General features: G+C 68.0%; 20 protein-coding genes. 19 read left to right on the forward strand and 1 reads right to left on the reverse strand.

Features of this window, described 5'->3' with window-relative positions; translation table 11 throughout:
* Window positions 1–38 precede the first annotated feature (38 nt).
* Window positions 39–908 (reverse strand): alpha/beta fold hydrolase, encoded by an 870-nt coding sequence (locus QT386_RS11185; RefSeq protein WP_289273848.1) that lies wholly within the window; start codon window positions 906–908, stop codon window positions 39–41.
* 63 nt (window positions 909–971) lie between these two features.
* On the opposite strand from QT386_RS11185, the gene QT386_RS11190 reads away from it, so the two are divergent.
* From QT386_RS11190 to QT386_RS11280, 19 genes are all read left to right on the forward strand, one after another.
* Window positions 972–4,304: a DUF2126 domain-containing protein gene (locus tag QT386_RS11190; protein WP_289273849.1), complete on the forward strand. Its 3,333-nt coding sequence runs from the start codon at window positions 972–974 to the stop codon at window positions 4,302–4,304.
* Between the two features lie 500 nt (window positions 4,305–4,804).
* Complete coding sequence (gene fliL / locus QT386_RS11195) at window positions 4,805–5,320, forward strand: flagellar basal body-associated protein FliL (protein WP_289273850.1); 516 nt, start codon at window positions 4,805–4,807, stop codon at window positions 5,318–5,320.
* Window positions 5,321–5,326: 6 nt separating this feature from the next.
* Window positions 5,327–6,307: a flagellar motor switch protein FliM gene (fliM, locus tag QT386_RS11200; RefSeq protein WP_289273851.1), complete on the forward strand. Its 981-nt coding sequence runs from the start codon at window positions 5,327–5,329 to the stop codon at window positions 6,305–6,307.
* Window positions 6,308–6,314: 7 nt separating this feature from the next.
* Window positions 6,315–6,650 (forward strand): flagellar motor switch protein FliN, encoded by a 336-nt coding sequence (gene fliN, locus QT386_RS11205; RefSeq protein ID WP_289273852.1) that lies wholly within the window; start codon window positions 6,315–6,317, stop codon window positions 6,648–6,650.
* A gap of 6 nt (window positions 6,651–6,656) precedes the next feature.
* Window positions 6,657–7,115 (forward strand): flagellar biosynthetic protein FliO, encoded by a 459-nt coding sequence (fliO, locus tag QT386_RS11210; protein ID WP_289273853.1) that lies wholly within the window; start codon window positions 6,657–6,659, stop codon window positions 7,113–7,115.
* On the forward strand, window positions 7,115–7,867 hold the full coding sequence (gene fliP, locus QT386_RS11215; protein WP_289273854.1) for a flagellar type III secretion system pore protein FliP: 753 nt from the start codon (window positions 7,115–7,117) through the stop codon (window positions 7,865–7,867). The genes fliO and fliP overlap by 1 nt, the downstream gene beginning before the upstream one ends.
* A gap of 10 nt (window positions 7,868–7,877) precedes the next feature.
* Window positions 7,878–8,147 (forward strand): flagellar biosynthesis protein FliQ, encoded by a 270-nt coding sequence (gene fliQ / locus QT386_RS11220; protein ID WP_289273855.1) that lies wholly within the window; start codon window positions 7,878–7,880, stop codon window positions 8,145–8,147.
* 9 nt (window positions 8,148–8,156) lie between these two features.
* Window positions 8,157–8,939 carry a flagellar biosynthetic protein FliR gene (gene fliR, locus QT386_RS11225; protein WP_289273856.1) on the forward strand — a complete coding sequence of 261 codons (783 nt, stop codon included), beginning with the start codon at window positions 8,157–8,159 and terminating at the stop codon, window positions 8,937–8,939.
* Window positions 8,932–10,080: a flagellar biosynthesis protein FlhB gene (gene flhB, locus QT386_RS11230; protein ID WP_289273857.1), complete on the forward strand. Its 1,149-nt coding sequence runs from the start codon at window positions 8,932–8,934 to the stop codon at window positions 10,078–10,080. Before fliR ends, flhB begins: the two co-directional genes overlap by 8 nt.
* Before the next feature lie 63 nt (window positions 10,081–10,143).
* On the forward strand, window positions 10,144–11,514 hold the full coding sequence (locus tag QT386_RS11235) for a DUF1800 family protein (RefSeq protein WP_289273858.1): 1,371 nt from the start codon (window positions 10,144–10,146) through the stop codon (window positions 11,512–11,514).
* Window positions 11,515–11,525: 11 nt separating this feature from the next.
* Window positions 11,526–12,686: a DUF1501 domain-containing protein gene (locus QT386_RS11240; RefSeq protein WP_289273859.1), complete on the forward strand. Its 1,161-nt coding sequence runs from the start codon at window positions 11,526–11,528 to the stop codon at window positions 12,684–12,686.
* Window positions 12,687–12,829: 143 nt separating this feature from the next.
* On the forward strand, window positions 12,830–14,899 hold the full coding sequence (gene flhA, locus QT386_RS11245) for a flagellar biosynthesis protein FlhA (protein WP_289273860.1): 2,070 nt from the start codon (window positions 12,830–12,832) through the stop codon (window positions 14,897–14,899).
* 12 nt (window positions 14,900–14,911) lie between these two features.
* Entirely contained in the window at window positions 14,912–16,156 is a 1,245-nt protein-coding gene (flhF, locus tag QT386_RS11250) for a flagellar biosynthesis protein FlhF (RefSeq protein WP_289273861.1), read from the forward strand.
* Window positions 16,143–17,018: a MinD/ParA family protein gene (locus QT386_RS11255; protein WP_289273862.1), complete on the forward strand. Its 876-nt coding sequence runs from the start codon at window positions 16,143–16,145 to the stop codon at window positions 17,016–17,018. Before flhF ends, QT386_RS11255 begins: the two co-directional genes overlap by 14 nt.
* A complete protein-coding gene (locus QT386_RS11260; RefSeq protein WP_289273863.1) occupies window positions 17,015–17,740 on the forward strand; it encodes an RNA polymerase sigma factor FliA in 726 nt (241 codons plus the stop codon). Before QT386_RS11255 ends, QT386_RS11260 begins: the two co-directional genes overlap by 4 nt.
* Before the next feature lie 34 nt (window positions 17,741–17,774).
* Complete coding sequence (locus QT386_RS11265; protein WP_289273864.1) at window positions 17,775–18,167, forward strand: chemotaxis response regulator CheY; 393 nt, start codon at window positions 17,775–17,777, stop codon at window positions 18,165–18,167.
* Window positions 18,167–18,829, forward strand: a complete 663-nt coding sequence (locus QT386_RS11270; protein ID WP_289273865.1) for a protein phosphatase CheZ — start codon at window positions 18,167–18,169, stop codon at window positions 18,827–18,829. The genes QT386_RS11265 and QT386_RS11270 overlap by 1 nt, the downstream gene beginning before the upstream one ends.
* Before the next feature lie 2 nt (window positions 18,830–18,831).
* On the forward strand, window positions 18,832–20,724 hold the full coding sequence (locus tag QT386_RS11275) for a chemotaxis protein CheA (RefSeq protein WP_289273866.1): 1,893 nt from the start codon (window positions 18,832–18,834) through the stop codon (window positions 20,722–20,724).
* Window positions 20,717–21,457, forward strand: a complete 741-nt coding sequence (locus QT386_RS11280) for a flagellar motor protein (protein WP_289273867.1) — start codon at window positions 20,717–20,719, stop codon at window positions 21,455–21,457. Before QT386_RS11275 ends, QT386_RS11280 begins: the two co-directional genes overlap by 8 nt.
* Window positions 21,458–21,479: the final 22 nt, after the last annotated feature.

Below are 21,479 nucleotides of genomic sequence, written 5' to 3' on the forward strand. Positions count from 1 at the left end.
CGGATCGTAATAGGTTCCGTGCGATTGAAGCCCCTGAATCAGGTCAAAAAATCGCCAATCCGGCGTGCCGTCTCTTCCGGCGCGTCGAAATGCAGCATGTGGCCGGCGTCCGGGATCAGCTCCTCCCGGCGGTTCTGGAAGCAGGCCAGGCGTTGAGCGCGCTCCTGGCTGCCGATGGATTTGCCGAAGTGCGACAGCCCGGCATCCAGGAACAGGGTAGGGCAGGTGACCTGCTTCCATACCGCCTCGGACTCGGCTGAACGGTAATTCTGCGGGCTGTTCATGCGGTGCTTGGGGTCGGCCAGCAGGCGGATCCGGCCGCGGCCGTCCTCCTGGCCCCAGCAATGGGCGATGAACAGGGCCTTATCCGCCGAAAGCTGCGGGTGCTGGGCCTGTACCCGCGAGGCCAGGACCTCGAAAGACTCATAGGTCTTGTCCCGGGCCGGCGCCTTGACCTCCTCCATCCAGCGCAGCAGGCGCCGCGGAGCGCCCGGGGCCGGCATGTCCGGCAGGAACAGGCCGTCCAGGCAGACCAGCTGCTTGACCCGGTCGGGTCGCAGGCCGGCATAGAGGCTCAGGATCTGGGCGCCCATGCTGTGGCCGACCAGGGTCAGCGGCTGGTCCGGCGAATAATGGTCCGCGATGGCGTCGAAATCGGCCACGTAGTCAGGAAACCAGTACCCGTCCTGCGGCCACTGGCTGTGGCCGAAGCCGCGCCAGTCCGGCGCCAGCACCTGGAAGCGCCGGGCCAGCAGGCGGGCCACCGGGTCGAAGGTGGCGGAGACGTCCAGCCAGCCATGGCCCAGGAACAGCAGTGGCAGGCCGGGCGCCCCCCAGCGGCGGATGTGGATGCGCAGTCCGCGGACGCGGATGAACTCGGAGCGGGAGGGTTGTTCCAGGGTCGTCATGCCGACAGTCTATATTGGCACCGCTTTTGCCAGTGAAACGCCGCTGACCGGATAACGATACCAATGACCATTCATGCCGCCCTGCATCACGTCACGGCCTACCGGTATGACCGGCGGGTGGGGATGTCGCCGCAGATCATCCGCCTGCGCCCGGCGCCGCATTCGCGCACGCGGGTGCTGAGCTACTCGCTCAAGGTGGATCCGCAGCCCAACTTCATCAACTGGCAGCAGGACCCCTTCAGCAACTGGCAGGCGCGCGTGGTGTTCCCCGACCAGGTGACCGAGTTCAAGGTCACGGTGGACCTAGTCGCCGACATGGCGGTCTACAACCCCTTCGACTTCTTCGTCGAGCCCTCGGCGGAGAAGTTTCCCTTCGAGTACGACCCCGTCCTGAAGGAAGACCTCAAGCCCTTCATGCGGCCGCTGCCGGCCGGGCCGCTGCTGCAGGGCCTGCTGGCGGAGCTGCCGAAGGAAGCGCCGAACACGGTCAATTTCGTGGTCGATCTCAACCGCGAGCTGCAGCAGCGCATCGGGTATCTCATCCGTATGGAGCCCGGCGTGCAGACGCCAGAGGAAACCCTGCAGAAGGCCTCCGGCTCCTGCCGCGACTCGAGCTGGCTGCTGGTGCAGATGCTGCGCCACCTCGGCCTGGCCGCCCGCTTCGTGTCGGGCTACCTGATCCAGCTCACGCCGGACGTGAAGTCGCTGGACGGCCCCAGCGGCACGGAAGTGGACTTCACCGACCTGCACGCCTGGTGCGAGGTCTACGTGCCCGGCGCCGGCTGGATCGGCCTGGACCCGACCTCCGGCCTGCTGGCGGGCGAGGGCCACATCCCGCTCTGCGCCACGCCGGAGCCGCAGACCGCCGCGCCGATCACCGGCGCGGTGGACGAGTGCGAGGTCGAATTCGGCCACGAGATGAAGGTGACACGCCTGTATGAGTCGGCGCGCGTCACCAAGCCCTACAGCGAGGAGCAGTGGCAGGAGGTCGACGCCCTGGGCGAGGCGGTGGACGCCAAGCTCAAGGCCGGCGACGTGCGCCTGACCATGGGCGGCGAGCCCACCTTCGTCTCCATCGACGACATGCAGGGCGCGGAGTGGAACACCGCCGCCGTCGGCCCGGCCAAGGAAGCGCGGGCCTATGAGCTGGCGCTGCGCATGCGCAACCATTTCGCCCCGCAGGGCCTGCTGACCTACGGACAGGGCAAGTGGTACCCAGGCGAGTCGCTGCCGCGCTGGGTCTACACCTTGTATTGGCGCCGCGACGGCAAGCCCACCTGGCGCCTGCCGCCGTCGCGCGCCGACCGCGTCAACCCGCCGACCAACGACGAGGCCAGGCACTTCCTGGGGGCCCTGGCCGAGCGCCTGGAAATCGACCCGCGCAATGTGCTCGACGCCTACGAGGACACGCTCCATTACCTGGTGCGCGAGCGCAAGCTGCCGGTCAACGTCGATCCCACCGACCCGCGCCTGAAGGACGCCGAAGAGCGTGCCCGCATCCTGCAGGTGTTCGATCGCGGCCTCGGCACTCCTCGTGGCTTCGTGCTGCCGGTGCAGCGCTGGCAGGCCGAGGCACGCTGGATGTCGGAGCGCTGGCAGGTCCGCACCGGTCGCCTGCTGCTGATCCCCGGCGACTCGCCGGTGGGCCTGCGCCTGCCGCTGGAATCCCTGCCCTGGCTGCCGGCTGCACAGCGGCCTCAATTCATCCCCGCCGATCCCGGCGCGCTGCCGGCACTGGGCGCCACCGACCCGCGGCGTCAGCCCTTCCTGCAGCGCCACGGCGTGAAGGAAGAGGACCCGCAACGCCGCCGCGCCGCCCAGCGCGTCACGCCGGAATCGCGCCAGCCGCCCCCGCGCCGCCACGGCAGCTATGTGCAGGGCGGCAACGTCCGCACCGCGATGTCGGCCGAATCGCGTGACGGCTTCATCAACCTGTTCCTGCCGCCCACCGAACGCAGCGAGGATTTCCTCGACCTGGTGGCGGCCATCGAGGACGTGGCTGCCGAAACCGGCCTGCCGGTGCGCATCGAGGGCTACGGCCCGCCGGCCGACCCGCGCCTGGAGATCATCAAGATCACGCCGGACCCGGGCGTGATCGAGGTCAACATCCACCCGGCGCACAACTGGCAGCAGTTGCGCGACAACACCCTGGCGATCTACGAGGAGGCGCGCCTGTCGCGCCTGACCACCGAGAAATTCCTGATCGACGGCCGCGCCGTCGGCACCGGTGGCGGCAACCATGTGGTGGTGGGCGGCGCCACGCCGGCGGACTCGCCGTTCCTGCGGCGGCCGGACGTGCTGGCCAGCCTGTTGCGCTACTGGCAGAACCACCCCGCGCTGTCCTACGTCTTCTCCGGCCTGTTCATCGGCCCCACCTCGCAGCACCCGCGCGTGGACGAGGCCCGCGACGGCCAGCTCTACGAGCTGGAGATCGCACTGGCGCAACTGCCGCCCAAGGCGGCGCAGGTACCGCCCTGGCTGGTGGACCGTGTCCTGCGCAACCTGCTGGTGGACCTCACCGGCAACACCCACCGCGCCGAGTTCTGCATCGACAAGCTCTATTCGCCGGATTCCGCCACCGGCCGCCTCGGCCTGGTGGAACTGCGCGGCTTCGAGATGCCGCCGCATGCGCGCATGAGCCTGGTGCAGCAGCTGCTGGTTCGTGCGCTGATCGCGCGCTTCTGGGATGAGCCCTATACCCAGCCGCTGGTGCGTTGGGGCACCCAGCTGCAGGACCGCTGGATGCTGCCGCATCACAACTGGGCCGACCTCTGCGACGTGGTGGACGACCTGCGCCGCGCCGGCTACCCCTTCCGCCGCGAGTGGTTCCTGCCGCACTTCGAGTTCCGCTTCCCGATCCACGGCTCGGTCACCCACGAGGGCATCACCCTGGAACTGCGCCAGGCCCTGGAAGCCTGGCCGGTGCTGGGCGAAGAGCCTGCCGGCGGCGGTACCACGCGCTTCGTCGACTCCTCCATCGAGCGCTTGCAGGTGCGCGTCACCGGCATGACCGGGGAGCGCCACCATGTCACCTGCAACGGTCGCAAGCTGCCGCTGCAGCCCACCGGCACTCAGGGCGAATTCGTCGCCGGCCTGCGCTATCGCGCCTGGCAGCCGGCGTCCTGCCTGCATCCCACCATCGGCGTGCACACGCCGCTGATCCTGGACCTGTACGACGCCTGGAACCGGCGCTCGGTCTCGGGCTGCACCTACCACGTTGCGCACCCGGCAGGCCGCAACTACGACACCTTCCCGGTCAACAGCTACGAGGCCGAGGCACGCCGCCTGGCCCGCTTCGAGCCGCAGGGCCACAAGCCCGGCTGGTACGAGCCGCCGGCGGAGGCGCCGAACCCCGAATTCCCCTGGACCCTGGACCTGCGCCGGCCGACGCTTTAGCGCTGAGCAGCCCTCGATCACCGCACCCCTGTAGGAGCCGGCCCGCCGGCGACGCAAAGCCCGCTGTAGACAGCACGCCGGCTCCTGCAAGAAGCAGGGCGCGTCGTATGCAGGCCTGCAGCGGTCATACTCTCCCCAGCCATGGGGAGCGCCATGCACGATGCCGGAGGGCAGGGGGGCGATGGAGCCCCGGGCCTGGGCCACCGCCCTGTGGCCCCTGCTGGCCGCACGGCGCCTACGCCATCTCCCTGAACGCCGGCCTGGTTCCCGCCTGCATTCCCCAGCGGTTTCCGGCTGGACTTCAGCCTGCTCAAGCGCTGACGTAAACCCGTCGCGGGCACTTGCAGGAATGCCCGCCGGCTTTCCGTCGGGTGTTTCCGCAGGCGCGCGGCGGAAACCCGTCCTTCCCACCCAGGTGATTGTCTCCAAAGGGATTTGACCGCGCCTGAAGCCATGGCACATGGCTTGTATCCATGCCTGCGTCCACAGGAGCAGCAAGCATGTCGGCAGCAGCAGACGAAGGCGGTATTCCCCAGGCGGCGCCGGTCCCCAAGGCCAAGGCACCGGTGCTGGCGATCATCGTCGCGGTGGTGATGTCCGCCGCCGCCAGCGGGGGCGCCGCCTTCTGGTTCTCCAGCCACGGCGCCCCGGCCGCCGCCCACGGCGCGGAAGCCAAGCCGGAAGCCGCGCCCAAGGCGCCGGCCCAATACCTGGCGCTGGAGCCGGTCTTCACCGTCAACCTCGAGGACCCGGATGCCTCGCGCTTCCTGCAGGTGGAGATCCAGGTCATGGCCCGCGATGCCGCCACCCTGGAGGCCCTGAAGAACCACCAGCCGCGCATCCGCAACGCCCTGCTGCTGCTGCTGGGCCAGCAGAAGAGCGCGCAGATCGCCGACCGCGCCGGCAAGGAAAAGCTGCAGGCCGCCGTGCTGGCGGAGATCCAGAAGATCCTCAAGGACGAAACCGGCAAGCCCGGCGTCGAGGCCGTCTACTTCACCAGCTTCGTGACCCAGTAAACGACCATGTCCCGCGACCTGCTCTCACAAGATGAAATCGACGCCCTGCTGCACGGTGTCGACAGCGGTGCCGTCGACACCCAGCCGCCCCCGGCCGCCCCCGGCGAGGCGCGCAGCTTCAACTTCGCCTCGCAGGACCGCATCGTGCGCGGCCGCATGCCGACGCTGGAGATGATCAACGAGCGCTTCGCGCGCCTGTTCCGCATCTCGCTGTTCAACATGCTGCGCCGCACGCCGGAGCTGTCGGTGGCCGGCATCGAGATGGTCAAGTTCAGCGAGTACACCCACTCTCTGTTCGTGCCCACCAGTCTGAACCTGATCCGCGTCAAGCCGCTGCGCGGCACCGCGCTGTTCATCTTCGAGCCGCGCCTGGTGTTCACCGTGGTGGACAACTTCTTCGGCGGCGACGGCAAGCTCGCCACCAAGATCGAGGGCCGCGAGTTCACGCCCACCGAGATGCGCGTGATCCAGCTGCTGCTGCGCCAGGCCTTCACCGACCTGCAGGAAGCCTGGTCGCCGGTGATGCCGCTGGAGTTCGAGTACATGAACTCCGAGGTCAACCCGCATTTCGCCAACATCGTCTCGCCCAGCGAGATCGTAGTGGTCTGCAAGTTCAAGATCGAGCTGGAGGGTGGCTCGGGCCACCTGCACGTCACCTTCCCGTACTCGATGCTGGAGCCGATCCGCGAGCAGCTCGACGCCGGCATGCAGTCCGACCGCGTCGAGAAGGACGAGCGCTGGTCGCAGTCGTTGCGCGAGCAGATCAAGGACGCCGAGCTGGAATGCGAGACCGAGCTGGTGCGCACGCAGATCAGCCTGCGCCAGCTGATGAACCTCAAGGCCGGCGACGTCATCCCCATCAACATGCCCAAGGTGCTGGAGCTCTGCGTCGAGAAGATGCCCCTGTTCCGCGGCACCCTCGGCGTCGCCAACGGCCACCACGCGCTGCAGATCACCGAAACCATCCGTCGCCCCAGCTTCCACTAGAGCCCCCATGAACACGACCACCAACAACACGGCAGCCGGCAAGACCATCGAACCCGGCGAAAGCCACCCGGCCCACACCGGCGACTTCAACCTCGACGTGATCCTCGACGTGTCGGTGACGCTGTCGATGGAAGTGGGCCGCGCCCGCGTGCCGATCCGCAACCTGCTGCAGCTCAACCAGGGCTCGGTGGTGGAGCTGGAGCGTGCCGCCGGCGAGCCGCTGGACGTCTACGCCAACGGCACCCTGATCGCCCATGGCGAGGTGGTGGTGGTCAACGAGAAGTTTGGCATCCGCCTGACCGACGTGGTCAGCCCGGCCGAGCGCATCCGCAAGCTCAAGTAAGACCGCATGTCCGACACCGCCCCGACGCCGCAGGCCGTGATCACCGTGGAAGGCGCTCCCGCGCCGGCCGCGCCCCTGACCGGCAAGCCCATGGTCCATGCCGCTCCCTCGTACTCCGGCACCGGCAGCAGCCTGGCCTCGATGGCCGGCAGCCTGGTGGTGGTGCTGGCGCTGATCTTCGCCTTCGCCTGGCTGATGCGCCGCGTGCAGGGCCTGCGCCCGACCCGCGGCGATTCGCTGCGGGTCGAGGGCGGCCTGCAGTTGGGCGCCAAGGAGCGCTTGGTGATCGTGCAGGCCGGCGACACCCGTCTGCTGCTGGGCGTGACCGCCGGCGGCATTTCCCTGCTGCATCGCCTGGGCGACGCGCCGGCGGAGCCGCGGGCCCAGGAAGCCGAGGCGGCCGCGCTGCCGAGCTTCCAGCAGGCCTTCGGTGAGCAGATCAACAAGCTGCTGGGGCGCAAGTGATGAAGAAATTCCTGAATCCCGGCACCGTCCTGCTGCTGGCCGGCCTGTTGCTGCTCCCCGGCCTGTCGCAGGCCGCCGGCCTGCCGGCCGTGACGGTGGCGCCTGCGCCCGGCGGCGGCCAGCAGTACTCGCTGAGCATCCAGGTACTGTTCCTGATGACGGCGCTGACGCTGCTGCCGGCGGCGCTGCTGATGACCACGTCGTTTACCCGCATCATCATCGTGCTGGGCCTGCTGCGCCAGGCGCTGGGCACCGGCCAGACGCCGTCCAACCAGATCCTGATCGGCCTGTCGCTGTTCCTGACCTTGTTCATCATGTCGCCGGTCTACGAGCGCATCTACGACGAGGCCGCGCAGCCCTACCTGGACGGCCAGATGGAATTCCAGCCGGCCCTGCTGAAGGCCGCCGAGCCGGTGCGCAAATTCATGCTGGCCCAGACCCGCGAGGCCGATCTGATGACCTTCGCCAAGATCGCCGGCAAGGGCCCCTTCGCCAACGCCGACGAGATCCCCTTCACGGTGCTGGCGGCCTCCTTCGTCACCAGCGAGCTGACCACCGCCTTCCAGATCGGCTTCCTGCTGTTCATCCCCTTCGTCATCATCGACCTGATCGTGTCCAGCGTGCTGATGAGCATGGGCATGATGATGCTGTCGCCGATGCTGATCTCGCTGCCCTTCAAGCTGATGCTGTTCGTGCTGGTGGATGGCTGGTCGCTGGTGATGGGCTCGCTGGCCGCCAGCTTCTCGATGTAGGGCCGCCGCCATGACCCCCGAAGACGTGATGAGCTACGGCCGCGAGGCCCTGACGCTGGCGCTGATGATCTCCGCGCCGCTGTTGCTGACCGCGCTGGCGGTGGGCGTGATCGTCGGCCTGTTCCAGGCCGCCACGCAGATCAACGAGATGACGCTGAGCTTCATCCCCAAGGTGCTGGCCATGGCCGCCGTGCTGGTCATCACCGGTCCCTGGATGCTGCGCCTGCTGGTCGAATACACCCGGCGCCTGATCGAAGGCATCCCCGGACTGGTGACCTGAAACCCGGTCATGGAAATCACCCAGGCCCAGCTCGATTCCTGGCTACTGCAGTTCTTCCTGCCCTTCGCGCGCATTGCCGGCATGCTGATGGTGGCGCCGGTGTTCGGCACGCGCGGCGTGCCGGCGATGACGCGGTTGCTGCTGGCCCTGCTGATCTGCCTGCTGATCGCGCCACAACTGCCGGCGCCGGCGCCGATGCAGCCCTTCGGTGCCGCCTGGTGGCTGTCGGTACTGCAGCAGGTGGGCCTGGGCATCGTCATGGGCTTCGTGCTGCAGCTGGTGTTCGAGACCATCATGATGGGGGGCGAGCTGATCGCCTTCAGCATGGGCCTGTCCTTCGCCCAGATGGCCGATCCGATCCGCGGCAGTTCCTCGCCGGTGGTGGGCCAGTTCCTGCTGACCCTGGCGATGCTGATGTTCCTGGCCCTGAACGGCCACCTGATCGCGCTGGAGCTGCTGGCCGATTCCTTCCGCACCCTGCCACCGGGCCCCACCGGCCTGGACGCCGAGCGCTTCCGCGCACTGGCGCTGCTGGGAGGCCAGATCTTTTCCGGCGGCTTGCGCCTGGCCCTGCCGGTGATGGTGGCCCTGCTCACCGTGAACCTGGCCTTCGGCATCATGTCGCGCGCCGCGCCGTCGCTGAACCTGATGTCGGTGGGCTTCCCCGCCGCCCTGATCGCCGGCCTGCTGCTGGTGCACTTCAGCCTCGAGGGCCTGCGGCCGGTGCTGCAGATGCTGCTGGAGAACGCCTGGGGCTTCCTCGGCTCACTCATGGAGGCGCCCGGTGTCTGAAGCCAGCGGACAGGAGAAGACAGAACGCGCCACACCCAAACGACAGCGCGACGCGCGCAAGCGCGGCGATGTGCCGCGCTCGCGCGAGCTGGGCACGGCGATGGTGCTGGCGGTGGGCGTGGGGGCCCTGTGGGCCTTCGGCGGCGCCATCGCGCAGCGCTGCGCCAGCCTGATGAGCGAGGGCCTGCGGATCGACCCGGCCGTGCTGGAGAGTCCCCAGCGCCTGCCGGCGCTGTTCGGCGAGGCCCTGGTGTCCTCGCTGTGGGTGCTGCTGCCGCTGATGGTGGCGGTGATGGGGGCGGTGTTCGCCGCGCCGATCCTGCTCGGCGGCTTCAACTTATCGGTAGAGTCGCTCAAGCCCGACTTCGGCCGCCTGAACCCGGTGGCCGGCTTCGGCCGCATCTTCTCCAAGAACAGCCTGATGGAACTGGTGAAGGCCCTGATCAAGTTCGCCCTGCTGGGCGGCCTGGCGGCCATGTTCCTGTGGCTCAGCCACGACGAGTTCCGCGGCCTGAGCCTGGAAGACCCGCGCGCGGCGATCGGCCACGGACTGAAGCTGCTGTTGCACTGCTCATTCTGGCTGCTCGGCGGCCTGCTGCTGCTGGCCTTCATCGACGCGCCCTACCAGTGGCTGGCCTACCAGAAGAAGCTGCGCATGACCCGCCAGGAAGTGCGCGAGGAAATGAAGGAAAGCGAGGGCCGGCCCGAGGTCAAGGCCAAGATTCGCCAGATGCAGCATCAGATGTCCTCGCGCCGGATGATGGAGCAGGTGCCCACGGCGGACGTCATCGTCACCAACCCGACCCATTACGCCGTGGCCCTGAAGTACAGCGCCGGCGAGATGCGCGCTCCCAAGGTCATCGCCAAGGGCGCCGACGAGATCGCCGCCACCATCCGCCAGCTGGCCGCCGAGCACCGCATCCCGGTGGTGTCGGCGCCGCCGCTGGCCCGTGCGCTGTACCGCAGCACCAAGCTCGACCAGGAGATCCCGGCCCAGCTCTACGAGGCCGTGGCCCAGGTGCTGACCTACATCTATCGCCTGCGCCAGTGGAGCAGCGGCCCCGCGCCGACGCTGCCGGCGATCATCGATGTGCCGGGCGGCGAGCCGGATTCGGTGGTCCGGGAACCCGCTTCCCACTGAACGGCCTGACGGCGCTTGATCTGCTATGGCAAGCTAATGACTGCCGTCCGGATTCCTGCGCCCATGATTCGCTGCCTGCCACTGCTGCTGGTCTTCCTGTGCTTCCCCTTCGGAGCCTCGGCGCTGTCCGCTGCCGACACCCGGCATCTGCTGGAGCGAGTGGCATTCGGCTTGCAGCCAGGTGACGTGAAGCGATTCGAGAAGCTGAGCCGGGAGCAGGCAGTCGACCTGCTGCTTGCCGAGTCTTCCCAAGTCGAGCCGGCGAACTTCCCATTGGCGTCGGCTCGCCCCTGGGAAATGGACTACTGGCAGCGCCCACCCGTGAATTCCAACTGGCGCAAGCAGCGCTCGGAGGACTGGGGCGCGCTGCACGCCTGGTACTTCGACCGGGTGCTCCGGACCCGGACACCCCTGCGCGAGCGCATGGTCCTGTTCTGGCATGCACACTACGCCAACGCGGACATCGACGTCGCTCCGATGATGGCCTGGCAGGACCAGACCTTTCGCGAAAAGGCGCTCGGCAACTACGTGGAGCTTCTGCGTGCCTTCAGCCGTGACAGCGCGAACATGCGCAACCTCAACCTGTTCACGAATCGCCGCCAGCACATCAACGAGAACTTCGGCCGCGAGCTGTTGGAGCTGTATTCGATCGGCATCGGCCAATACCGCGAAGCGGACATCTACGAGGTTTCGCGGGCTTTCACAGGCTGGCGGACCTGGCGCGCCGGCGGGATCTTCGTGAAATGGTACCCCTGGCATGATTTCGGTGAGAAAGCCGTTCTCGGCCATACCGGTCGATTCGATGGGGATGATGTCATCGATCTGCTTGCCTCCCATCCACGCTTTGCCGAGTTTCTCGTGGAGAAACTCTGGCGTGAGTTCGTGTCGCCGAATCCGGATCCTGCAGAGGTCCAGCGCCTTTCGGCTTCGTTCCGCCGCGACTATCGCGTGGATGGCCTGCTGCGCGCACTGTTGACCAGCCCATCTTTCTGGGCGCCCGGTAACCGGTTCGTCCTGGTCAAGTCGCCAGTGGAACTGGTGGTGGGAGCACTCCGGGAGATGGGGTTGCCGCAGACCCCGGGCTCCTTCGGCCCCGAGATCGGCGTTTGGTGCTCAGCCATGGGTCAGAACATGTTCCTGGCTCCGGACGTGAAGGGGTGGCGTGGCCATACGGACTGGCTGTCGGTGGCGACTCTGCCCGTGCGCTACCAGTTCCTGCATGGTTTGCGGGAGGGCTTCGATCCCGCCATGCTGGACCGGCTCGCAGGCGTGCTGAACCTGAATGAGATGAATTCGATGTACCGCGACGAGGACTTTCGGCGTGATACGTCCGCCCTTTGGATGCGCATCGAGCGGGTGGGCACCATGGGTGGCGCCAATACGTCGGCGATGGCCAGTCCGCGCTTCGTCGACCTCACCTACAACCTGCGCTGAGGTCGGGACCGATGCATCGTCGCGCATTCCTGCAAGCCGTGGCCACCTGGGCGGGCCTGCAAGTCATCGCATTTCCGGTGGTTGCGGCCCGCGCCGCGCCGCGCCGCGCTCTGATCCTGATCGAGCTGAAGGGTGGAAACGACGATCTGTACTCGTTTCCCCTGGTCAGCGATCCGGTCTGTGCCAAGCTGCGTCCGACGCTCGATGTCCCGGCTCGCAACATCCTGCTCATGGACGCCCGGCGTGGTCTGCACCCGAATCTGGCACCCCTGATGGACTGCTGGAATGCCGGAGAGTTGGCTCTCGTGCAGGGCCTCTCCGCAGGGCCGCTGGAGTACTCGCATTTTGCCTCCGGCCAACGCTGGGAGACCGGTACGGTGGATCGCCCCAGCGAACGCCTGGGCTGGATTGCCCGTGCCTGGAAGGAGGGCGGGGTGGAGCCGCTGCCGGGCCGCTTCGATGCCACGGTCCTGGGGTTCAATCCGGGCTCGCTGATCGGTGGCAATCTCCGCCTGCTGGAGATCGACAGCGCCGAGATGATCGGCGCTGCGCCCGAGCTCGGGGGCGCGACCGCGCCGTCCGGCAATCCGACCCTGGATCACCTGCGCCGGGTGGCCTTCGACTGGGGCGCGACGCAGCATGTGCTGGCCGAGGCGGGGCGGCGGATGCCGGCACCCGCGCTGGCGTTCAACCGTCACTATACCGGCAAGGCCCTGCTGGGCGCGGCCGCCTTGCTGCATTCCGAAACGCCTCCGGCCATCGTCAAGCTGACGGTCGGCGGGTTCGACACCCATGTGGCGCAGCAGGACAGGCAGCACAAAATCTGGCGCCCTTTTGCCGAGAATCTGCTTGCCTTCCGCTCGGTGCTGCAGCAATCGGGGCTGTGGGGGCGGACGACGCTGGCCACTTACTCGGAATTTGGCCGCAGGGTTGCGGAGAACGGCGGTGGCACCGATCACGGCGGTGCCAGCACGCAACTGCTCCTCGGGGGCGCGGTACGGGGCGGGCTGTATGGCGATTCGCCGGATCTTTCGGACCTGGATGGCGGAAATGTCCGTGGGACCCTGGATTTTCGTCGTTATTACAACAGTTTATGGAGTGAAGTCCTCGCCCTGCCGACAGTGGCCTTCGACCCTGCCCGCTATTCTCCGCTGGGCCTGATCCGCCGCTGAGCAACGGCGGGCCCAGGGCTGGCCCCTCGCAGAGGGGTGACGGGCTTCCGATGATCGCCTGCATCAGGCGTGTCGGATTCCCGGCACGGATGCAGGGAAACGCCCGGCCCCACGCCTAGCCCGGTTCTTGCACCCAGGGGGTCATGAACCTTGATCTGAAATCCATCCTGGCCCGCCTGCGCGGCATCGAGCGCAGCGGCATCGCCGCGCCGGTGCTGCTGCTGGTGATCCTGGGGATGATGGTGGTGCCGCTGGCGCCGGTGGTGCTCGACGTGATGTTCTCGCTGAACATCACGTTGTCGATGGTCATCCTGCTGGCGGTGATCTATGTCATGCGGCCGATGGAGTTCAGCTCCTTCCCGACCGTGCTGCTGTTCGTCACCCTGATGCGCCTGGCGCTGAACGTGGCCTCCACCCGCGTGGTGCTGATGCACGGCCACGAGGGCCCGCATGCCGCCGGCCAGGTGATCGCGGCCTTTGGCGAGTTCGTGATCGGCGGCCACTACATGGTCGGCTTCATCGTCTTCGCGATCCTGACCATCATCAACTTCATGGTCGTCACCAAGGGCGCCGAGCGCGTCTCCGAGGTTTCCGCCCGCTTCGTGCTGGACGCCCTGCCGGGCAAGCAGATGGCGATCGACGCCGACCTCAACGCCGGCGTGCTGACCCGCGAGGAGGCCAAGGAGCGCCGCAATGAGGTGCGCGAGGAGGCCGACTTCTACGGCTCCATGGACGGCGCCAGCAAGTTCGTCCGTGGCGACGCCATCGCCGGCATCCTGATCCTGTTCATCAACATCGTCGGCGGCATCCTGATCGGCAGCATCGAACACGGCATGCCGGTGGGCGAGGCGCTGAAGACCTACACCCTGCTGACCATCGGCGACGGCCTGGTGGCGCAGATTCCGGCGCTGCTGCTGTCGGTGGCGGTGGCGGTGCTGGTAACGCGCATGTCGCGCGCCACCGACATGACGCAGATGGTCACCAAGCAGGTCTTTGGCGAGCCCAGGGTGCTGGGCATTGCGGCCGCCATGCTGGGCCTGATCGGCATCGTGCCCGGCATGCCCAACCTGATGTTCCTGACCCTGGCAGCCGCCTGCGGCGGCATGGCCTGGCTGCTGTCCAAGCGCAAGCAGAAGGCGCTGGAAGCGCCGGTCCCGGCCGAGGCGGCCCCGGCCAAGCCGGCCGAGCTGTCCTGGGAGGACGTGGCGCCGGAGGACGTGCTGGGCCTGGAAGTGGGCTTCCGGCTGATCCCCATGGTGGATGCCCGCCAGGGCGGCGAGCTGATGGCGCGCCTCAAGGGCGTGCGCAAGAAGCTCACGCAGGAGCTGGGCTTCCTGGTGCCGCCGGTCCACATCCGCGACAACCTGGAGCTGCCACCCGGCGGCTATCGCATCACGCTGCACGGCGTGCCGCTGGCCACCGGCCAGGTCTACCCCGACAAGGACATGGCGCTGAACCCGGGCCGCGTGTTCGGCACCATCGAAGGCATTCCCGGCAAGGACCCGGCCTTCGGCATGGAGGCGCAGTGGATCGAGCGCGGCGCCCGCGACCACGCCCAGACCCTGGGCTACACCGTGGTGGACGCCTCGACGGTCGTCGCCACGCACCTGTCCACGCTGATCAAGAACCACGCCGCCGAGCTGCTCGGCCATGACGAGGCGCAGCAGCTGCTGACGCAGCTCGCCCGCAGCGCGCCGAAGCTGGCCGAAGACCTGGTGCCCAAGCTGCTGCCGCTGGGCCTGTTCGCCAAGGTGCTGCAGCAGCTGCTGGCCGAGCGCGTGCCGGTGCGCAACCTGCGCGTGATCGCCGAGGCGCTGGCCGAGGCCGCGCCGCGCAGTCAGGAACCCGTCGCCCTGGCATCCGCCGTACGTGTCGCGCTGGGCCGCCAGATCGTTCAGGAAATCAATGGCATGGACGCCGAGCTGCCGGTGCTGACGCTGGCGCCGCCACTGGAACAGGTGTTGCAGGACTCCCTGCGCAACGGCGGTGCGGTGATCGAGCCCGGTCTTGCCGAACGCATGCACCGCTCCATTGCGGACAGCGCCAGGAAGCAGGAAGCGAGCGGTCAGCCGGCGGTGCTGCTGGTACCCCCGGGGTTGAGGCCCCTGCTGGCGCGGTTCACGAGGCAAACGATACCGGGGCTGCACGTGCTGGCCTATGACGAGGTCCCGGACAGCAAGCAGATCCGGATTGCAGGAGCGGTTGCTTTCTAACGAAGCGATGACATGAAGATCAAAAGATTCCTGGCGAAGAACATGCGCGAAGCCATCCGGCTGGTGCGCGAGGAACAAGGACCCGACGCGGTGATCCTGTCGAACCGCCGTATCGACGGCGGGGTCGAGGTGGTCGCTGCGGTGGACTACGACGCCGCGTTGATGCAGCAGGCGCAGCGCGTGGCTCCGGTCATCGCCGAGCCGGTGGCAGCGCCGCCGGTCGCCGCGCCCGCCCCGCAACCGGCCCCGCGCCGCGCCGCCGCGGCGGTTCCCCCGCCGGCCCCGGTTACCCCGCGCCCGACCGCGCCGCTGACCCCGGTCGCCGCGCCGGAACTTCAGCAGCTGCGCCGCGAGATTGGCGGTGTGCGCCGCATGATGGAACAGCAGTTCGCCAGCCTCAGGTGGAAGGACTTGCACGAGCAGCAGCCGGAGCGCATGGGCGCCCTGCGCGCCCTGGCCAACATCGGCATCGATCCCGAACTGGTCCGCTCCATCCTCGACGAGATGCCGGCCCAGGCTGACGGCGAGCGGGCCCGCTTCCTGCCGCTGGGCCTGCTGTCGCGCCGCATCCCGGCGGTCAAGAAGGACTTTATCCTCGACGGCGGTATCTTCGCGCTGGTGGGTCCTACCGGTGTCGGCAAGACCACCACCATCGCCAAGCTCGCCGCGCGCTACGCCGAGCGTCACGGCGTGCGCGACATCGCCCTGGTCACCACCGACCACTACCGTGTCGGCGCCCAGGAGCAGCTTTTCACCTACGGCCGCCTGCTCGGCGTGCCGGTACACACCGCCGCCAACGGCGAGGAACTGGCCCGCACCCTGTTCCGCCTGTCCGATCGCAAGCTGGTGCTGGTGGATACCGCCGGCCTGTCGCCGCGTGACCAGCAGCTGCAGGCGCAGTTCGCCGAACTGCACGGCAGCCGCAGCCCGATGCGCGTGCTGCTGACGCTCAGCGCCACCCAGCAGGCCGGCGACCTGGAAGAGATCGTGCGCCGCTTCAAGCCGGCCAAGCCGGAAGGCCTGATCCTGACCAAGCTCGACGAAGCCACCCGTATCGGTGGCGCCCTGTCGGTGGCCATCCGCCACCGCCTGCCCGTGGGCTATATCGCCGACGGCCAGCGCGTGCCGGAAGACCTGCACCTGGCCCGCCCCGACCAGCTGGTGCTGCGCGCCATGCAGCTCACCCGCCAGAACCCCGCGCTGCCGCAGGACGGCACGCTCGCACTGCAGTACGGAGTCCTCAATGCCGGTTCCTGAACATCAGGCCTCGGGCCTGCAGCGCCTGCGCCAGCCGCGGCCGGTGCAGGTGATCGCGGTCACCAGTGGCAAGGGCGGCGTCGGCAAGACCAACGTCTCGGTGAATCTCGCCGTGGCGCTGGCCGCCGAGGGCAAGCAGGTGATGCTGCTCGACGGCGACCTGGGCCTGGCCAATGTCGATGTGCTGCTCGGCCTGCAGCCCACCCACAACCTCTCGCACGTCATCGAGGGCGTCTGCTCGCTGGAAGACACCATCCTCAATGGCCCTGCCGGGCTGATGGTGATCCCGGCGTCTTCCGGCAAGCGCCGCATGGCGGAGCTGACGCCGGTGGAGAACGCCGGGCTGGTGCATGCCTTCAGCGAGCTCAAGCGCCCGCTGGACGTGCTGATCGTGGACACTGCCGCCGGCATCGCCGACAGCGTCATCACCTTCAGCCAGGCGTCGCAGGAGGTGGTGGTGGTGGTCACCAACGATCCGTCCTCCCTGACCGACGCCTACGCCCTGATCAAGGTGCTGAACCGCGACCACGGCGTGAAGCGCGTGCACGTGCTGGCCAACATGGTCGCCAGCGGCAACGAGGCGCGTGAACTGTTCGACAACCTGCGCCGGGTGGCCGAGCGCTTCCTCGACGTGACCCTGGACTTCATGGGCATGGTGCCCGCCGACGACTGGTTGCGCCGTGCGGTGCGGCGCCAGCGCTCCGTGGTGGACGCCTACCCGAACTGCCCCTCCAGCCATGCCTTCAAGACGCTGGCGCGCAAGATCGAGGGCTGGGGACGCCCCGAGGGCGCCCGCGGCAACCTGGAATTCTTCGTGGAGCGGCTGGTCTCCCAGCTTCGCCCCGCCGGAGTGCCGGCGTGAACGCCCAGCTGCGGCCGCTGCCGCCCGCCGACGAGGCTCAGCTGATGCAGACGCATGCCGGCCTTGTGCGGCGCATCGCCCTGCATCTGGCGGCACGCCTGCCGTCGCACGTGGATCTGGATGACCTGATCCAGGCTGGTGTGATCGGCCTGCTGGAGGCCGCGCGCCATTACAGCGGCGAGCGTGGTGCCTCCTTCGAAACCTACGCCGGCATCCGCATCCGCGGCGCCATGCTCGATGAGCTGCGCCATACCGACTGGGCACCGCGCTCGGTGCATCGCCGCCAGCGCGAGGTCAGCGACGCGATCCGCCAGATCGAACAGGCCACCGGCCGCGAGGCCCGCGACAAGGAAGTGGCGGATCGCCTGAACCTGCCGCTGTCCGAGTACCACGAGATCGTGCAGGACGCTGCCCGCTGCCAGGTCATCAGCCTCGATGCCCAGCGCGACGAGGATGACGGCGAGGCGATGGACTACGCCGACCCCGGCGACGGTCCCTCCGACCTGCTGCAGCGCGAGGAATTCCGCGGCGCCCTGGCCACCGCCATTGCCGGCATGCCGGAGCGCGAGCGCCTGGTCATGTCGCTGTACTACGACGACGAACTGAACCTGAAGGAAATCGGCGCGGTGCTCGACGTGAGCGAATCGCGCGTCTGCCAGATCCACGGACAGGCGCTGCTGCGCCTGCGCTCGCGACTGGCTGAATGGACCGCCAAGGCCTGATCCAAGAACAAGCAATACCGGAGCACACACCCCCATGAATCCGAACATGAAAATACTGATCGTCGATGACTTCTCGACCATGCGCCGCATCGTCAAGAACCTGCTGGCGGACCTGGGCTACACCAACACCACCGAGGCCGACGACGGCAAGAGTGCCTGGCCGCTGCTGCAGGCTGGGGACTTCGAGTTCGTCGTCACCGACTGGAATATGCCGGGCATGACCGGCATCGACCTGCTCAAGAACATCCGCGCCGACGCCCGTCTGGCCAAGCTGCCGGTGCTGATGGTGACCGCCGAGGCCCAGCGCGACCAGATCATCGAGGCCGCCAAGGCCGGTGTGAACGGCTACATCATCAAGCCCTTCACCGCGGTGACGCTCAAGGAGAAGATCGACAAGATCTTCCAGCGCGCGGCGGAGGCGGCGTAATGAACGCCGCGGTGGCCTCAGACGAGCGCCTGCGCCTGGCCTCCGGCCTGCGCAAGCTGCTGGCAGCGGTCGAATCCGGCGACGATGCCGCAGTGGAGACCGGCCTGGCCGAGCTGCTGCGTGCCCGCGAGGAGGGCCTGTTCGTGCACCTGGCGCGCCTGACGCGCGAGCTGCACCGCGCCCTCGGTGAACTGGGGCTGGACTCGCGCCTGTCGGACCTGGCCGGCAGCGGCATTCCCGACGCCTGCGGCCGCCTGGACTATGTCGTGCAGGTCACCGAGCAGGCGGCCCACCGCACGCTGGACCTGGTCGACAGCAGCCGCGTGCTGGCCGCCGACATCCTGACCCATGCCACGGCCCTGCCGAAGTCCCCGGCACGCCAGACGATCCTGGACGATACCGAGAAGCTGCGTCACCAGCTCACCGAGCTGGCCCAGGCGCAGGAGTACCAGGACATCGCCGGGCAGACCATCAAGCGCGTGATCGGCCTGGTGCGCAGCGTCGAGCAGGCGCTGCTGGACCTGCTGCGCGCCGCCGGCACCCGTCCATCCACCGCAGCGATGAAGCCGGTGGCGCCGCGCGGCCTGGAGGGCCCGGCCATGCCGGGCACCGGCCACAGCCAGCAGGACGCCGACGACCTGCTCGCGAGCCTGGGGTTCTGACCATGGGCACTGGCGTCGACGACGATATCAAGCGTGACTTCCTGCAGGAGGCGGGTGAGCTGGTGCAGCGCCTGTCCGAGCAGCTGATCGACCTGGAGAAATCCCCGGACGATCCCGAACTACTGAATGCGGTGTTCCGGGCCTTCCACACCGTCAAGGGTGGTGCAGGCTTCCTGGAGCTGCATCCCCTGGTGGAGCTGTGCCACGTCACCGAGGACGTCTGCAACGGCCTGCGCAGCGGCCAGGTAAAGCTCGACAGCACCATGATGGACTGCCTGCTGCAGTCGCTGGACCAGGTGCAGCTGATGCTGGACAGCGTCGCCAAGGACGAAGCCCTGCGGGCCGCACCGGAAGACCTGGTCGATGCCCTGCGCACGCTGGCGGCCTGCGCCGCCGCGCCGGCACCGCAGATGGTGGTGGCCGCGCCCGTGGCCCCGGCGGCCGCGCCGGCTAGGGACATGATCACCGACGACGAATTCGAGGCGCTGCTGGACCAGTTGCAGGGCAAGGCGCCTGCGGTAGTAGCTGCTGTGCCTGCGGTTGAACACCCCTCGCCCGCTTGCGGGAGAGGGGAGGGGGAGAGGGTTTCTGTAAATGTCGGCGGCTCCTCACAGGCAAGCTCTACAGCGCCCTCTCCCCCCGCCCCTCTCCCGCAAGCGGGCGAGGGGAGCAAGAAAGAACCCGCCGAGACCCAGGTCCGTGTCGACACGCAGAAGCTGGACCGCATGATGAACCTGGTCGGTGAGCTGGTACTGGTGCGCAACCGCCTGAAGTCGCTGCAGCAGCGCTCCTCCTCCGACCCGGTGTCGCGGGCGGTGGCCGAGCTGGACTTCATCACCCGATCGCTGCAGGGCGCGGTCATGCAGATCCGCATGCAGCCGATCAAGCGCGTGTTCTCGCGCTTCCCCAAGCTGGCGCGCGACGTCGCCCGTGGCCTGGGCAAGCAGATCGAGGTGGAGCTGCAGGGCGAGGACACCGACCTGGACAAGAACCTGGTCGAGGCCCTGGCCGATCCGCTGGTGCACATGGTGCGCAACAGCGTGGACCACGGCATCGAGCTGCCGGACGTGCGCCAGCGCGCCGGCAAGCCGGCGGCGGGCCGCCTGATGCTGGCGGCGCAGCAGCAGGGAGACCATATCCTGATCACGGTGCGCGACGACGGTGCCGGTATCGACCCTGACCGGCTGCGCCAGAAGGCCGTGCAGAAGGGCCTGGTCGATCCCGCCGCGGCGCAGCAGATGACGCCGGAGGAATGCCTGGACCTGATCTTCCTGCCGGGCTTTTCCACCAAAGAGCAGATTTCCGACCTTTCCGGCCGCGGCGTCGGCATGGACGTGGTCCGCTCGCGCATCCGCGAGCTCAACGGCCACGTCGTCATCGAATCCAAGGTGGGGCAGGGTACCTGCTTCCGCATTCGCGTGCCGCTGACGCTGGCGATCCTGTCGGCGCTGATGGTCCACGCCGGCGGCCGTCGCTACGCGTTGCCGCTGAGCCCGGTGCGCGATGTGTTCGTGCTGGACGAGACCAAGGTGCGCAAGCTGGATCGCTGGGACGTGGTGATGGTCCGCAACGAGCCGCTGCGCCTGGTCTACCTGGACCCCTGGCTGCAGGCTGCCGCCAGCGACGCCCCGCGCCATGTCGCCGTGGTCACGGTGGATGAGGAACGCTACGGCTTCGTCGTCAGCGAGGTGCGGGGCCGCGAGGAAGTGGTCATCAAGCCGCTGGGCGCCTCGCTGCGCGGCCTCAGCGGCGTGGCCGGCGCCACCGTGATGCCCGACGGGCAGGTGGCGCTGATCCTGGACCTGAGCGGCCTGGTGCAGGCCTATCGTCAATCGCTGATCTCCGCACAAACGGCCGCCCCACGGCCATCAAACCTGGAAAACGGGCATGGATAAGCTCTCAGCCATCGGCGTGGTACTCGCCTTCGTCGCCATCGTTGGCGGCAGCATCCTCAAGGGCAGCGGTGTCTCCTCGCTGTTCGGTGCGGCCGCCTTCGTCATCGTCATCCTGGGCACGCTGGCATCCATCTTCATCCAGACGCCCGGGGCGGTGTTCAAGCACGCCATGAAGATCGTGCGCTGGGTGTTCAAGCCGCCGCAGCAGGACCCGGAGGCGCTGATCGGTCGCATCGTCGACTGGAGCGGCATCGCCCGCAAGCAGGGCCTGCTGGCACTGGAAGGGGTGGTGGAGGGCGAGAGCGACAGCTTCATCAAGAAGGGCTTGCAGATGCTGGTGGACGGCGCCGAGCCGGACGCCATCCGCAACATCCTGGAGGTGGAGCTGTCCAGCAAGGAGCATTTCGACACCCAGGGCGCCAAGGTCTTCGAGGGCATGGGCATCTACTGCCCGACCCTGGGCATCATCGGCGCCGTGCTGGGCCTGATGTCGGTCATGAAGAACCTGGCCGATCCGAGCAAGCTCGGCCCCGGCATCGCCGCGGCCTTCATCGCCACGATCTACGGCATCGCCTTCGCCAACCTGTTCTTCCTACCGATGGCGTCCAAGCTCAAGGCGGTGATCGCCGACCAGACGCGCGTGCGCGAGATGATCATCGAGGGCCTGATCTCGATTTCGCAGGGTGAGAACCCGCGGAATATCGAATCGAAGTTGAAGGGGTATCTGCATTGAACGCGGGAATCGGGAATCGGGA

It is taken from the genome of Solimonas sp. SE-A11 (assembly GCF_030345715.1).
Classification (GTDB): Bacteria; Pseudomonadota; Gammaproteobacteria; order Nevskiales; family Nevskiaceae; genus Solimonas_A.